The sequence below is a fragment of the Superficieibacter sp. HKU1 genome (assembly GCF_029319185.1).
In the GTDB taxonomy this organism is placed as follows: domain Bacteria; phylum Pseudomonadota; class Gammaproteobacteria; order Enterobacterales; family Enterobacteriaceae; genus Superficieibacter.
In genome coordinates this window covers 3,005,730-3,019,387 of sequence record NZ_CP119754.1, presented here as the reverse complement: position 1 = coordinate 3,019,387, position 13,658 = coordinate 3,005,730, and the positions used below count along the sequence as shown (strand labels likewise).

The following is a 13,658-nucleotide window of genomic DNA, read 5'->3' as shown; positions in this document are numbered from 1 at the left end:
GCCACGTATGATGTTAACAACCGCAACCTTAACGGCATCAGCTTAAACGAAGCTTCAATAATGCGCTTTGCAGTTCATTCCAGTCTGCTTGTGCTTCAGTGATAAGCTCTATTCGGCTGTCCGGCGGCGCGACATTTTGTGTTTCGATATGCAGGTCCTGCCCCTGGCGGTTAATCCGAACCAGCCCTTCCGCGATGCGCATAACGCCTTTTACCCGTTCAACGGGCGCCAGTCTTGCCCACTCCAGCAGACCAATGGTGTCAAAGCAGGTATCAGCATCAAAAATCCAGCCGCACGCCTGATAACCCTGTCCGCTATTGAGGCTGCGCCGCCAGCGCTGGTGCTCAGGCAGATTAAGCGCGGCAAGACCCTGTTTCGGCGCGTGGTGATGGGAATGTCCGGAAGCGGAGGGAAGCGATGCCGTGTTAAGCCGTGGTTTTTCCAGTAAGGCCGGGGCAATGTTTCCCTGCTCGGTGAAAATCAACTCGCGCGCGCCAGCGTAATGCTGCCACCAGCTTTCCAGCGCCCGCTGGCTTTCATCACTCGTCCGGTCGGTTTTATTCGCCACGATGATATCCGCCGCGGCCAGCTGATCGCGGAAGTTTTCATTATTCAGCGCCTTCTCGTCCAGCAGAAGACGCGGGTCCAGCAGACAGAGTGTAGCCTGTAATTCAATCCACGGTTCATAAACCGGTGCGGTCAGAATATCGAGAATTTGTTTTGGATGGCCCAGCCCGGTCGGCTCAATCAGCAGACGATCGGGTTTGCCCTGGCGCAGAAGCGTATTCAGCCCGACCTGCATGGGCAGACCATTCACGCAGCACATGCAGCCGCCGGGGATCTCTTTAAGCAATGCGCCGCTTCCGGCCAGCAGTGCGCCGTCAATACCGACTTCGCCGAATTCATTGACCAGCACGGCCCATTTTTCATTCGCGGGTTTATTTGCCAGCAGATGCAGGATGGAGGTGGTTTTCCCGCTGCCGAGAAAACCAGTAATGAGGTTAGTTTTGGTCACGTAAGCTCCGTACATTATAACAACTTCGTTACAGCTTACCTTAAAGCGCTTCGTGACGTTAATCGTTGAGTGTGTCAATCACCGCCTGACGGGCGCCTTTCTCGCATAACCGCTGCCAGGCATGCTGAACGGCATCAACGAATTCTGTGTTTTCCGGCAGGTCGTTGGCGAAAATTTCTTTCAGGCTCAGCAGAGCGTTGACGCGCTGTGATTCGTCACTGCTGTCGACCCGCGAGCGGATTTTGTCAGCCAGCGGATCGCGCACATCGATGGCGTTTCCCGCATCATCTGTCCCGCTGACATAGCGCATCCATCCCGCGATACCCAGCGCCAGTAATGGCCATGCCTCCTGACGCTGGAGGTGGATGCGAATACTTTCCAGCATGCGTTGCGGTAGTTTCTGGCTGCTGTCCATTGCGATTTGCCAGGTGCGGTGTTTCAGCGCGGGATTCGCGAAACGTTCGATCAGGCTGTCCGCATAGGCGTTAAGATCAACGCCGGTAATCTTCAGGGTGGAAGCCTGCTCGTCAGACATCAGGCGGCGGGCGGCGTGACGAAATGGCGCATCCTGCATGCAGTCGCTGATATGCTGATGTCCCGCCAGATAGCCCAGACAGGCGAGAAAGGTATGGCTGCCATTCAGCATCCGCAGTTTCATCTGTTCCCACGGCATCACGTCTTTCACCATCTGTACGCCCGCGATTTCCCACTCGGGGCGGCCCGCGACAAAATTATCTTCAATGACCCATTGTATAAACGGTTCACAGCTAATGGCGCAGGGATCGAATACGCCCAGGTGTTCAGCAATCTCACTCAGCGATCCTTCTGTGGCGGCGGGGACGATGCGGTCCACCATGGTGGCCGGGAAGGTGACGTGCTGCTCAATCCAGTCCGCCAGCGCCGCATCCCGTTTCGCAGCCATATCGAGCACCGCCTTTTTTACAATGCGACCGTTATCGGGGATATTATCGCAGGAGAGCACGGTAAACGGCGCAAGCCCGCGCTCACGGCGACGCGATAGCGCTTCAACCAGGATACCCGGCGCAGAGTGCGGTTCCGTCGGATGTTGCAGATCGTGAATAATCCGCGGCTGGCTTACATCAAGGCGACCGGTGGCCGGATCGATGCAGTAACCTTTTTCAGTGATGGTCAGTGATACAATCGCCACCTGCGGTTCGCAAAATTTCTCAATAATCGCGGCCAGCGAATCCAGCGTTGCATTCAGGCATTCGTTAACGGCACCGACGATAATCGCCTCATTACTTTGCGCGCCTTTTTCCAGCACGGTGTAAAGATGATCCTGCTGGCGAAGCTGGCTCATCAGCACATCACCGCTGAACAGGCTGATCTCACATATTCCCCAGTCGCCGCCTTTTGCGTTCAGCACCCGATGGGTCAGCAGGGCCTGATGCGCGCGATGAAATGCGCCAAAGCCAAAATGCACAATGCGGGAACGCAATTGCTGTCTGTCGTAATCTGGCTGCTGTACGGCATCAGGTAGCACGGTGGAGGCTATAGTCTTCATTATTGGCACACTCGGTTAACTAAAGTTTAACAAATACCATTGTAAAGTTATATGACAGCAAATTGAATTGGTGTGCCTTATAAATCCGGGGATTGTGAGCTGGATCAATCAATGATGGCGTGTAAATTGACGGTCTCAGGGAAACATGTATGGTAGTCATCATTCGCATGGTTTTAATTGGTATAACAACTTAAGAGGGTGAGGCGATGGAGCAAACCTGGCGTTGGTATGGGCCGAACGATCCGGTCTCTTTAGATGATGTGCGTCAGGCTGGCGCAACGGGCGTAGTCACTGCATTACACCACATTCCTAACGGTCAGGTCTGGCCGGTAGAAGAAATTAAACAGCGTCAGGCGCTGCTGGCAGAAAAAGGATTAACCTGGTCCGTGGTCGAGAGCATTCCGGTGCATGAAGAGATCAAAACCCATTCCGGACAGTACGATACCTGGATTGCCAATTATCAGCAGAGCATCCGTAACCTGGCCGCCTGCGGCATTGATACCGTGTGCTACAACTTTATGCCCATTCTGGACTGGACGCGGACCGATCTCGAATACACGCTGCCGGACGGCTCCAAAGCGCTGCGGTTTGATCACATCGCATTTGCCGCCTTTGAATTGCACATTCTTAAGCGTGACGGTGCCAAAGCCGATTATAGCGAGCAGGAACAGCAGCAGGCGCAGGCCTATTTTAACGCCATGAGCGCCGATGATATTGAAAAGCTGACGCGCAATATTATTGCCGGTTTGCCGGGCGCGGAAGAGGGATATACCCTCGATCAGTTTCGTGCGCGACTGGCTGAATATGATCATATTGATAAAGCGCAGCTGCGCGAGAATATGGCGTATTTCCTGCGGGCGATTGTCGCTGTGGCCGAAGAAGTGGGTGTCCGCCTGGCGGTGCATCCTGACGATCCGCCGCGTCCCATTCTCGGACTGCCGCGCATTGTTTCCACCATTGAAGATATGCAGTGGCTGAAAGAGACCGTTGACAGCATCAACAACGGTTTTACCATGTGTACCGGCTCTTACGGCGTGCGTGCTGATAACGATCTGGTGCGGATGGTGGAAACCTTTGGCGATCGCATTCACTTTACCCATCTGCGATCCACCTGCCGGGAAGAAAATCCTAAAACGTTCCATGAAGGGGCGCATTTGCAGGGCGATGTGGATATGGTCGCCGTAGTGAAAGCGGTGCTGACTGAGGAGTTGCGGCGTAAGAAAGCAGGGGACCTGCGCCCGATCCCGTTCCGCCCGGACCACGGCCATCAGATGCTTGACGATCTGCGTAAGAAGACCAATCCGGGTTATTCCGCTATTGGTCGTTTGAAAGGGATGGCGGAAGTGCGCGGCGTCGAGCTGGCGCTGAAGCAGACGCTGTTCCCTGAACTGCTGTAAGCCATAAAAAACGCGATAACGGCATGGGTCGTTATCGCGTTAGGTTGTGAAGTCGCGTTGCCGGGTGGCGGCTTCGCCTTACCCAGCCTACAAATTGCAAACCCACCGGCTCCGTTAAATCGCTTAGTCAGCGCGACCCATATAGCGGCATTCTTCAATATGAATGCGGATTTTCTCACCGGTCGTCAGATATTCCGGCACCTGAACCACCAGACCCGTCGACATTGTCGCCGGTTTGGTACGTGAACTGGCAGAAGCACCTTTGATGCCCGGCGCGGTTTCCACGATTTCCAGGTCTACGGTCTGCGGCAGTTCCAGCGCCAGAAGCTGACCGTCCCACGTTAACACCTGCATATCCGGCATGCCACCTTCAGGGATGAACTGCAGCTCGTCTTCAATCTGATCTTTAGTAAAGGTATAAGGGGTGTAGTCTTCTTTATCCATAAACACATACTCGTTGCCGTCGACGTAAGAGAAGTCGACGAAACGGCGCGTCAGCGTTACGGTATCCAGAATATCATCGCCTTTAAAACGCTCTTCCACCTTCAGACCGGTACGAACATCGGAGAAGCGCATTTTATACAGCGTTGCTGCGCCACGGGCGCTGGGTGACTGAATATCGATATTCTTAACAATCAGCAGCTTGCCGTTGTAATTCAGCACCATACCTTTTTTAATTTCATTCGCTCTTGGCATTGCAATAATCCTGTTTACGGAGATGTCGAAAATATCGCGTCAAGGTACTCGCGCCGGGGCATTCAGGCAAGTGGATTTGCAGGGTTTTGCTATCGGTACGCAAGAGATGATACTGTGCGATCTCTTACCTGCTCACAAAGAGAGTATTTATGCCATGTCGTGCGGACTGCGGTGCCTGTTGCACAGCACCATCTATCTCCAGTCCGATCCCCGGCATGCCGGACGGCAAGCCCGCAAATACGCCCTGTATTCAGCTTGATGAGCATTTACGCTGCAAAATTTTTACCTCGCCGCTGCGGCCCAGCGTCTGCGCCAGCCTGCAACCCTCGGCTGACATGTGCGGTGAGAGTCGCGACCAGGCAATGACCTATCTCATCACGCTGGAAACGCTGACCGCGCCCTAAACGTCTTTGATACGCATCAGGCAGGCGAAACCGGCCACGCACATGACCAGCGCAATCCAGAATACCGCATGATAACTCCACAGCTCGGCCACCACGCCTGCCAGCGATCCGGCAATAATCCAGCCGACGCGGGTGGTATTGCTGTAAAGCGTGGTCGCTGAACCAGCCTGACCGGGCATCAAATCCTGAAAATAAAGCATGCCAATGCCCGCCAGAATGCCAATGTAAATGGCGTTCAGCAATTGCATGGCCAGCAGCAGGGCAGGCGTGTGGACGGTCAGCATGCCGACATAAAACAGTAAGCCAGCGACAATGGCGATACGCATCAAAAAGCGTTTACCAAAGCGCTTCGCGTAGTATCCGGCAATCAACATCGTCGGGATCTCAAGACCCGCGGCGGTCCCCATCATTAACCCCGCGAGTTTTTCCGGCAGATGCAGTTCATTGATGATAAACAGCGGCATATTGATGATGTAAAGGCTATTCGTGCCCCACATCAGCGTGCAAATCACGAACAGCAATAGCGCATCGCGACGGTTACGGCGAGGGGCCTCAATACTGCCGGAGGCGGTGGCATTCAGCTTCGGCATGGTGGGTAAGAACAACCAGACCATGACGCCGCAAACCACAAAGGCGACGGCGGCGCTGAGATACATCACGGTAAAACCAAACCCCATCGCCAGGGCATAAGCCAGCGGCGGGCCAATGACCCAGGCCAGCGAGACCTGCGCACGCAGGATAGAGCTGAACATGACCGCTTCCCGCCCGGTACGGTCAGCATGTTCACGGGCCAGAGCAAACATCTGCGGGTTGGACGTGGAGCCAAAACTACTCAGAAACACGCCGATAAACAGCAGGATGAAATAATTACGGTTCCAGGCGAATAGCACGCATGCCAGTACGCCAAGCACGCAGCAAAATACGATCAGGCTTTTACGATCGCCTTTACGATCTGAACGCCCGGCTAAAAACTGACTTACCAGAATGCCAATAACGGCGCTGCCGGTGAAAAAGAACCCCACCATTGCCGGACGTGCATGTACTTCGTTGGTTAAAAACAGGCTGAGCGTCGGGGTTTGCAGTGCGCCAGCGATACCGGTCAGAAAGGCAACGATCAGAAAGGACGCGGAGGTGAAATCAAAGGCGCGCGGCGACGCGGCGGCAGGGTTAGTTTGCATCGAATTTTTTAAGCGTAATGGAGTGACGCGGGAGTTTACGCCGCCTGAGGTAAAATAAACAGTGAGTTAAATCAAAACAGGCACGATAAATCAAAACAGGTTTTCAGACTCATTGACATTGCTGCTGAACGAGCTGAAACAGCCATAAAACAACGCCAGCAAACTTCAGCAATGACGAGGTGACAGACAATAAAATGTGCTGTACCTCTAAATTTTGTCATCCAGATCATAACATCTCTTGCAGGAATTGTCGGAAAGTACCAGACTCCTTGAAACGTTTCAGCGTCATCTTTCCATTAGCCGTAACCGGGATGGCGCATTTTTTCTCATAGTAGCTGAAACGATTCAATTCAGCGGAGAGGAGACCCATGTTCCAGTTATCTGTGCAGGATATTCATCCCGGCCAACAGGCAGGGAATAAAGAAGAGGCCATTCGTCAGGTTGCCGCCGCACTCGTGCAGGCCGGTAATGTGGCCGATGGCTACGTCAACGGTATGCTGGCTCGCGAGCAGCAGACCTCCACTTTTCTCGGCAATGGTATTGCAATCCCTCACGGCACTACGGATACCCGCGATCAGGTGCTGAAAACAGGCGTCCAGGTCTATCAATTTCCGCAGGGTGTTACCTGGGGCGAAGGGCAGACGGCCTATGTAGCGATTGGTATCGCCGCCAGTTCCGATGAACACCTTGGACTGTTGCGTCAGCTGACTCATGTCTTAAGCGATGATTCCGTTGCGGAACAGCTTAAGACCGCAACCACGGCTGAAGAGCTGCGCGCGCTGCTGATGGGCGAAAAGCAGAGCGAAATGCTGAAGCTTGATAACGAAACGCTGACGCTGGACATTGCTGCCAGCGATCTGGTGACGTTACAGGCGCTGAATGCCGGCCGTCTGAAAGAAGCAGGTGCAGTAGATGCGGCCTTTGTTACTCACGCCATTACACAGAAACCGCTGAACCTCGGGCAGGGTATCTGGCTGAACGACAGTGCTGAAGGCAACCTGCGCAGTGCTATCGCGGTGAGTCGTGCCTCTTCAGGTTTTGACGTTGACGGTCAGGCCGCCTCGCTATTGGTTACCGTCGCCATGGCCGATTCCCAGCCGACACCCGTACTGGACCGTCTGAGCCAGCTACTGCTGAGCAATAAAGCTGACCGTCTGCTCAGTGCCGATGCGGCCACGCTGCTTGCGCTGCTGACCAGTGACGATGCGCTGGCTGACGATGTGCTGAACGCTGAATTCGTGGTGCGCAACGAGCATGGTCTTCATGCCCGTCCGGGTACCATGCTGGTCAACACCATCAAACAATTTAACAGCGAAATTACCGTGACTAACCTCGACGGCAGCGGTAAACCCGCTAACGGCCGCAGCCTGATGAAAGTGGTCGCGCTGGGCGTGAAAAAAGGCCATCGCCTGCGCTTTACCGCTCAGGGCGAAGATGCTGAACAAGCATTAACCGCGATTGGCGCAGCGATTGCCGCCGGTCTTGGGGAGGGCGCAGCATGAGCCGTCGCGTCGCAACAATCACGCTAAATCCAGCCTACGATCTGGTCGGCTATACGCCTGAAGTTGAGCGTGGTGAAGTCAATCTGGTGCGGACGACCGGCCTGCATGCCGCAGGTAAGGGCATTAACGTCGCCAAAGTGCTGAAGGATCTTGGCATTGACGTTACCGTGGGCGGTTTCCTGGGAAAAGATAACCAGGACGGCTTTCAGCAGCTGTTCAGTGAACTGGGCATCGCCAACCGTTTCCAGGTGGTGCAGGGGCGTACCCGCATCAACGTTAAACTGACCGAAAAAGACGGCGAAGTTACCGACTTCAACTTCTCCGGTTTTGAGGTTACGCCTGCTGACTGGGAGCGCTTTGTCGCCGATTCCCTGACCTGGCTGGGGCAGTTTGATATGGTTTGCGTCAGCGGCAGTCTGCCGACCGGCGTCAGCCCGGAAGCCTTTACCGACTGGATGACGCGTCTGCGCAGCCAGTGCCCGTGCATCATTTTCGACAGCAGCCGTGAAGCACTGGTTGCCGGTCTGAAAGCGGCCCCGTGGCTGGTTAAGCCTAACCGTCGCGAGCTGGAAATCTGGGCGGGACGCAAACTGCCTGAACTGAAAGATGTGATTGAAGCGGCCCACGCGCTGCGCGAGCAGGGTATTGCTCACGTGGTGATCTCGCTGGGTTCAGAAGGCGCACTGTGGGTCAACGCCTCCGGCGAATGGATCGCCAAACCGCCTTCCGTTGAGGTTGTCAGCACCGTGGGTGCCGGTGATTCCATGGTTGGTGGCCTGATTTACGGTTTGCTGATGCGTGAATCCAGCGAACACACATTACGTCTGGCGACCGCGGTTGCTGCACTGGCTGTCAGTCAGAGTAATGTCGGCATTACCGATCGTACCCAGTTAGCCGCGATGATGGCGCGCGTTGACTTACAACCCTTTAATTAACAGCAGGAGAGGCATAATGAAAACGCTGCTGATTATTGACGCCGGTCTCGGACAGGCTCGCGCCTATATGGCGAAGACTCTGCTGGGTGCTGCGGCGCAAAAAGCACATGTTGAAATCACCGATAATCCGAATGACGCTGAACTGGCGATCGTTCTGGGAAACGCCCTGCCTGCGGACAGCGCGCTGAACGGTAAACAGGTTTTTCTTGGCGATATTAATCGCGCAGTCGCTCATGCGGAACTCTTTCTGAGCGAAGCGAAAGCGCAGGCCACCCCGTACAGTGCGCCTGCCGTTGCACCTGCTGCATCCACAACCGCCGCAGGCCCGAAACGCATCGTCGCGGTGACGGCCTGTCCGACCGGTGTTGCTCACACCTTTATGGCGGCAGAAGCGATTGAAACCGAAGCGAAAAAACGCGGCTGGTGGGTGAAAGTTGAAACCCGTGGCTCCGTGGGTGCAGGCAATGCGATTACGCCGGAAGAAGTGGCGCAGGCCGACCTGGTGATTGTGGCGGCCGATATCGAAGTCGATCTGGCGAAGTTTGCCGGTAAGCCGATGTACCGTACCTCTACCGGACTGGCGCTGAAGAAAACCGCTCAGGAACTGGATAAAGCACAGGCCGAAGCTCGTCCATATCAGCCTGCGGGTCAGACTCAGGCGGCAGGCAGCGAAACGAAAAAAGAGAGCGCAGGAGCCTATCGCCATCTGTTGACCGGTGTGTCGTATATGCTGCCGATGGTGGTAGCGGGCGGTCTGTGTATCGCGCTGTCCTTCGCGTTCGGTATTAAAGCCTTTGAAGTGAAAGATACGCTGGCGGCTGCGCTGATGCAGATCGGTGGTGGATCAGCCTTCGCTCTGATGGTGCCGGTGCTGGCGGGCTTTATCGCCTTCTCCATCGCTGACCGCCCGGGCCTGACGCCGGGTCTTATCGGCGGTATGCTGGCGGTAAGCGGCGGTTCTGGCTTTATCGGCGGGATTATCGCAGGCTTCCTGGCAGGCTATGTGGCAAAACTGATCAGCACTAAAGTGAAGCTGCCACAGAGTATGGAAGCGCTGAAGCCGATCCTGATCATTCCGCTGTTCTCCAGTCTGATTGTGGGTCTGGCGATGATTTACCTGATCGGCAAACCGGTCTCGGGTATCCTGCAATGGCTGACCGTATGGCTGCAAAACATGGGTACAGCGAATGCGGTTCTGCTGGGTGCGATCCTTGGCGGCATGATGTGTACGGATATGGGTGGCCCGGTGAACAAAGCAGCTTATGCGTTCGGGGTTGGCCTGTTGAGTACGCAGACTTATGCGCCGATGGCAGCCATCATGGCCGCCGGGATGGTTCCGCCGCTGGCGATGGGCGTCGCAACGCTGGTGGCTGGTCGTAAGTTTGATAAAGGTCAGCGTGAAGGCGGTAAAGCGGCACTGGTTCTGGGGCTGTGCTTTATCTCTGAAGGGGCGATTCCGTTTGCCGCACGCGACCCGATGCGTGTCCTGCCGTGCTGTATCGTTGGCGGCGCGGTGACCGGTGCGATCTCCATGGCGGTGGGCGCAAAACTGATGGCACCACACGGTGGTCTGTTTGTACTGTTGATCCCAGGAGCGATTACCCCGGTTCTCGGCTACCTGCTGGCCATTGTTATCGGTACGCTGGTGGCGGGGCTGTCTTATGCGCTCCTGAAGCGTCCGGACGCGGAGACGGTAGCGAAAGTCGCTTAATTCCCTGCTGATGTAAAAAAAGGGCCGATTTATCGGCCCTTAGTGCTGAAAAAACGTTATACCGTGGAATTATGCCTGGCGGCGCTTCGCTTGCACAGGTCTACGGTTTGCGGTAAACCACTAATATTGTTGGTTTTCGTAGGCCGGGTAAGGCGAAGCCGCCACCCGGCAAAACGACACACACCAGCAAAACAGAGTGATCATTAACCTCAAAGGCCGATTTATCGGCCTTTTTTATTCACGTCTTTACGCTACCGTCTCTGGCGTTTGCTGCGCCTTCAGCCAGGCGATCTCTTCTGCCCAGATATCCGGATTGACCGTTTCCAGAATGAGTGGAATGCCGTCAAAACGGTGGTCCTGCATGATCCAGCGAAACGCGTCATGGCCGATGTTGCCCTCACCAAGGCTATGATGGCGGTCAACCCGGCTGGCAAACTGGCTTTTTGCATCGTTGAGATGCATCCCGCGCAGGTAGTTAAAACCGACGATCCGTTCAAACTCGGCAAACGTTTTTTCCGTGACTTCCGCGCTGCGTAAATCATATCCGGCGGCGAAGGCGTGGCAGGTATCAATGCATACACCCACGCGGGATTTATCCGCAACGCCGTCAATAATGGCCGCCAGATGTTCAAACTTAAATCCGAGATTGCTGCCCTGACCGGCCGTATTTTCAATCACGGCGGTGACGCCCTGGGTTTTTTCCAGCGCGATATTAATGGATTCGGCAATCCGTGCCAGACAGTCGTCTTCCGGGATCTGCTGTAAATGGCTGCCGGGATGAAAGTTTAGCAGCGTTAAGCCCAGTTGCTGACAGCGTGACATCTCATCAATAAATGCCTCGCGCGATTTTTCCAGCGCGTCTGCAACGGGATGGCCGAGGTTAATGAGATAACTATCGTGGGGCAGGATTTGCGCGGGAGAATAGTGATATTTCTCGCAGGCCGCCTGAAAAGCACTGATGCCTTCCTCGTTCAACGGCGCGGCGCGCCACTGGCGCTGATTTTTAGTGAACAGTGCAAAGGCCGTTGCATCAATCTCAGCGGCGCGAATAACGGCATTCGCCAGACCGCCAGCGGCACTGACATGCGCTCCAACATACTTCATAACAAACTCCTGTGAAACCCGCCAGGGCAAGACGCTCTATCATAGCGGGTTAACGGGAGGAAGTTGTAGGGTTTATCTCAATAGCGTATGGACCAGCAGGTTGATCGCCCCGCCGCCGACAATCAGCCAGACAAAGAGCATCAGCGCCATTAACAGCGGTTTAGCCCCCGCTTTTTTCAGCGCGCTGACGTGCGTCGTCAGCCCAAGCGCCGCCATCGCCATGGCAAGGAAAATCGTATCAAGCGTAATCAGCATATCAACGATGGTTTTTGGCAGCAGATGAAACGAGTTGAAAATGGCGACCACAATAAACATCACCGCAAACCACGGAATGGTGATTTTGCTTTTCTGCTCGCCGGACGCCGGGGCTAACTGGCGCACTCGCGCGGCCAGGATGAGCAGGAAAGGGGCCAGCATCATTACGCGGATCATTTTGGTAATGACCGCCGCGTTTTCCGCCTGTGGAGCAACGGCGTGACCGGCAGCAACCACCTGAGCCACTTCGTGCATCGTGGAACCGATATAAATGCCGTAATTTTCACTGCTGAACCACATGCCCAGCAGGTGATACATCGCCGGATAGAGAAAAATGGCGATGGTGCCAAAAATCACCACCGTGGCGACGGCGACGGTCACTTTACTGGCCTCGGCTTTGACCACCGGTTCGGTCGCCAGTACTGCCGCCGCACCGCAGATACTGCTACCTGCGCCGATGAGCCACGTCGTTTGTTTATCAAGGCCAAAGAGCTTCTGCCCGACAACGCAGGCGATTAAAAAGGTGCTGGACAGGGTAAGGATGTCAATTGCCACGCCGCTGACGCCAACATCAGCTATCTGGGCAAACGTCAGGCGGAAGCCATATAAAATGATCCCAAGGCGTAGCAGACGCTGCTTAGCGAACTGCACGCCGGTATCACAATGCTGGCTCAGGCCGGAATAAACGGTGTTGCCGATGAGCATCCCGAGCAGGATCGCCAGCGTCAGGGCGCTAAAACCGGCTCCGGCGACGGCTGGAAAAGATCCGGCCCAGATGGCAATACTTACCAGCACGGCGCTTAATAGCAATCCTGGAATAAATCGCCCTATCCGGCGCTGTGATGTACCTGTGATTACGTCAGTCATAACCCTCTCCTTAATCAGGCTATAAGGTTATGCCGCAGCGATATAAAAATGAAATTGATTATATGTTTATAATTAATCAGAATAAGTGGTAAGCGCTTTTCTTCCTCAGGAACCGTTATGCATATCACGCTACGCCAGCTTGAAGTCTTTGTTGAGGTACTCAAATGTGGCTCGACAACCCAGGCGTCGCAAATGCTGTCGCTGTCGCAATCCGCCGTAAGCGCGGCGCTAACCGAGCTGGAAGGTCAGCTGGGCGTGCAGCTTTTTGACCGGGTAGGGAAGCGGCTGGTGGTCAATGAACACGGGCGGCTGCTTTATTCACGTGCGCTTTTGCTGCTTGAAGACGCGGGCGAAATAGAAAAGCTGTTTAAAGAAGATAACGGCGCGATCCGCGTTTCGGCCAGTAGCACCATCGGCAATTATATTCTGCCGGAAGTGATTGCCCGTTACCGGCATGATTTTCCCGAACTGCCGCTCGAGATGAGCGTGGGTAACAGTCAGGATGTGGTCAATGCGGTGGCGGATTTTCGCGTCGATATTGGCCTTATCGAAGGGCCTTGCCATCACATTGATATTATTGCCGAGCCGTGGCTTGAAGATGAGTTGGTGATTTTCGCCGCGCCCACGTCGCCGCTGTTTGATAAGCCGGTAACGCTCGACGCCCTGGCGGCGGCTCCCTGGATCCTGCGTGAGCACGGTTCCGGCACCCGCGAAATCGTCGATTTCCTGCTGCTTTCCCATCTGCCACAGTTTCGGCTGGGCATGGAGCTGGGCAATTCGGAAGCGATTAAACACGCGGTTCGTCATGGGCTGGGGATCAGCTGTCTTTCGCGGCGCGTCATTGCTGAACAGCTGGCGTCGGGAACGCTGCGTGAAATTGCAACCTCGCTGCCACGCCTGACGCGTACGCTGTGGCGCATTAGCCATCGGCAGAAGCGACTGTCGAATTCTTTACTGCGTTTTTTGAGCTATTGTGATGAGTAATGTTTCGCCTGTACTTTGAACGCGGTCTTTCTCCCGTGAGGGAAAATCTCGCTTTGATCTCCCTGTGCACTGCCTCTCTTCAGGC

Annotated in this window: 12 protein-coding genes; 6 read left to right on the top strand and 6 right to left on the bottom strand. The window is 55.0% G+C overall.

What is annotated here, in order from left to right:
* Positions 1 to 37 precede the first annotated feature (37 nt).
* Positions 38 to 1,015 (bottom strand): GTP-binding protein, encoded by a 978-nt coding sequence (locus tag P0H77_RS14485; RefSeq protein WP_276157552.1) that lies wholly within the window; start codon positions 1,013 to 1,015, stop codon positions 38 to 40.
* Between the two features lie 58 nt (positions 1,016 to 1,073).
* Positions 1,074 to 2,540, bottom strand: a complete 1,467-nt coding sequence (locus P0H77_RS14480; protein WP_276157551.1) for a fructuronate reductase — start codon at positions 2,538 to 2,540, stop codon at positions 1,074 to 1,076.
* A 206-nt stretch (positions 2,541 to 2,746) separates the two neighbouring features.
* Here P0H77_RS14480 and uxuA point away from each other — a divergent pair, with 206 nt between their 5' ends.
* Positions 2,747 to 3,937 (top strand): mannonate dehydratase, encoded by a 1,191-nt coding sequence (gene uxuA / locus P0H77_RS14475; RefSeq protein WP_276157550.1) that lies wholly within the window; start codon positions 2,747 to 2,749, stop codon positions 3,935 to 3,937.
* Between the two features lie 123 nt (positions 3,938 to 4,060).
* Here the strand turns inward: uxuA and yeiP are convergent, their stop codons facing one another.
* Positions 4,061 to 4,633, bottom strand: a complete 573-nt coding sequence (yeiP, locus tag P0H77_RS14470) for an elongation factor P-like protein YeiP (protein WP_276157549.1) — start codon at positions 4,631 to 4,633, stop codon at positions 4,061 to 4,063.
* 149 nt (positions 4,634 to 4,782) lie between these two features.
* Here yeiP and P0H77_RS14465 point away from each other — a divergent pair, with 149 nt between their 5' ends.
* Positions 4,783 to 5,037, top strand: coding sequence for a YkgJ family cysteine cluster protein (locus P0H77_RS14465; RefSeq protein WP_276157548.1), 255 nt, complete (start codon positions 4,783 to 4,785; stop codon positions 5,035 to 5,037).
* Here P0H77_RS14465 and setB read toward each other — a convergent pair.
* Entirely contained in the window at positions 5,034 to 6,215 is a 1,182-nt protein-coding gene (gene setB, locus P0H77_RS14460; protein ID WP_276157547.1) for a sugar efflux transporter SetB, read from the bottom strand. The two genes, P0H77_RS14465 and setB, sit on opposite strands and share 4 nt — an antisense overlap.
* A gap of 368 nt (positions 6,216 to 6,583) precedes the next feature.
* Here setB and fruB point away from each other — a divergent pair, with 368 nt between their 5' ends.
* Genes fruB through fruA form a run of 3 tightly spaced genes read left to right on the top strand, consistent with a single transcriptional unit; the run spans position 6,584 to position 10,363 of the window.
* A complete protein-coding gene (fruB, locus tag P0H77_RS14455) occupies positions 6,584 to 7,717 on the top strand; it encodes a fused PTS fructose transporter subunit IIA/HPr protein (RefSeq protein ID WP_276157546.1) in 1,134 nt (377 codons plus the stop codon).
* Positions 7,714 to 8,652: a 1-phosphofructokinase gene (gene fruK, locus P0H77_RS14450; RefSeq protein WP_276157545.1), complete on the top strand. Its 939-nt coding sequence runs from the start codon at positions 7,714 to 7,716 to the stop codon at positions 8,650 to 8,652. Before fruB ends, fruK begins: the two co-directional genes overlap by 4 nt.
* A gap of 16 nt (positions 8,653 to 8,668) precedes the next feature.
* Complete coding sequence (fruA, locus tag P0H77_RS14445; protein WP_276157544.1) at positions 8,669 to 10,363, top strand: PTS fructose transporter subunit IIBC; 1,695 nt, start codon at positions 8,669 to 8,671, stop codon at positions 10,361 to 10,363.
* Between the two features lie 246 nt (positions 10,364 to 10,609).
* Here the strand turns inward: fruA and nfo are convergent, their stop codons facing one another.
* On the bottom strand, positions 10,610 to 11,467 hold the full coding sequence (gene nfo / locus P0H77_RS14440; RefSeq protein ID WP_276157543.1) for a deoxyribonuclease IV: 858 nt from the start codon (positions 11,465 to 11,467) through the stop codon (positions 10,610 to 10,612).
* Positions 11,468 to 11,539: 72 nt separating this feature from the next.
* On the bottom strand, positions 11,540 to 12,589 hold the full coding sequence (locus P0H77_RS14435) for a YeiH family putative sulfate export transporter (RefSeq protein ID WP_276157542.1): 1,050 nt from the start codon (positions 12,587 to 12,589) through the stop codon (positions 11,540 to 11,542).
* A gap of 117 nt (positions 12,590 to 12,706) precedes the next feature.
* On the opposite strand from P0H77_RS14435, the gene yieE reads away from it, so the two are divergent.
* On the top strand, positions 12,707 to 13,573 hold the full coding sequence (gene yieE / locus P0H77_RS14430) for a DNA-binding transcriptional regulator YeiE (RefSeq protein ID WP_276157541.1): 867 nt from the start codon (positions 12,707 to 12,709) through the stop codon (positions 13,571 to 13,573).
* Positions 13,574 to 13,658 lie beyond the last annotated feature (85 nt).

Coding starts and splice junctions, on each gene's coding strand:
- fruK (WP_276157545.1), top strand. CDS start 7,714: ATGAGCCGTCGCGTCGCAACAATCACGCTAAATCCAGCCTACGATCTG.
- P0H77_RS14480 (WP_276157551.1), bottom strand. CDS start 2,540: ATGAAGACTATAGCCTCCACCGTGCTACCTGATGCCGTACAGCAGCCA.
- P0H77_RS14465 (WP_276157548.1), top strand. CDS start 4,783: ATGCCATGTCGTGCGGACTGCGGTGCCTGTTGCACAGCACCATCTATC.
- P0H77_RS14435 (WP_276157542.1), bottom strand. CDS start 12,589: ATGACTGACGTAATCACAGGTACATCACAGCGCCGGATAGGGCGATTT.
- fruA (WP_276157544.1), top strand. CDS start 8,669: ATGAAAACGCTGCTGATTATTGACGCCGGTCTCGGACAGGCTCGCGCC.
- uxuA (WP_276157550.1), top strand. CDS start 2,747: ATGGAGCAAACCTGGCGTTGGTATGGGCCGAACGATCCGGTCTCTTTA.
- yeiP (WP_276157549.1), bottom strand. CDS start 4,633: ATGCCAAGAGCGAATGAAATTAAAAAAGGTATGGTGCTGAATTACAAC.
- setB (WP_276157547.1), bottom strand. CDS start 6,215: ATGCAAACTAACCCTGCCGCCGCGTCGCCGCGCGCCTTTGATTTCACC.
- fruB (WP_276157546.1), top strand. CDS start 6,584: ATGTTCCAGTTATCTGTGCAGGATATTCATCCCGGCCAACAGGCAGGG.
- yieE (WP_276157541.1), top strand. CDS start 12,707: ATGCATATCACGCTACGCCAGCTTGAAGTCTTTGTTGAGGTACTCAAA.
- nfo (WP_276157543.1), bottom strand. CDS start 11,467: ATGAAGTATGTTGGAGCGCATGTCAGTGCCGCTGGCGGTCTGGCGAAT.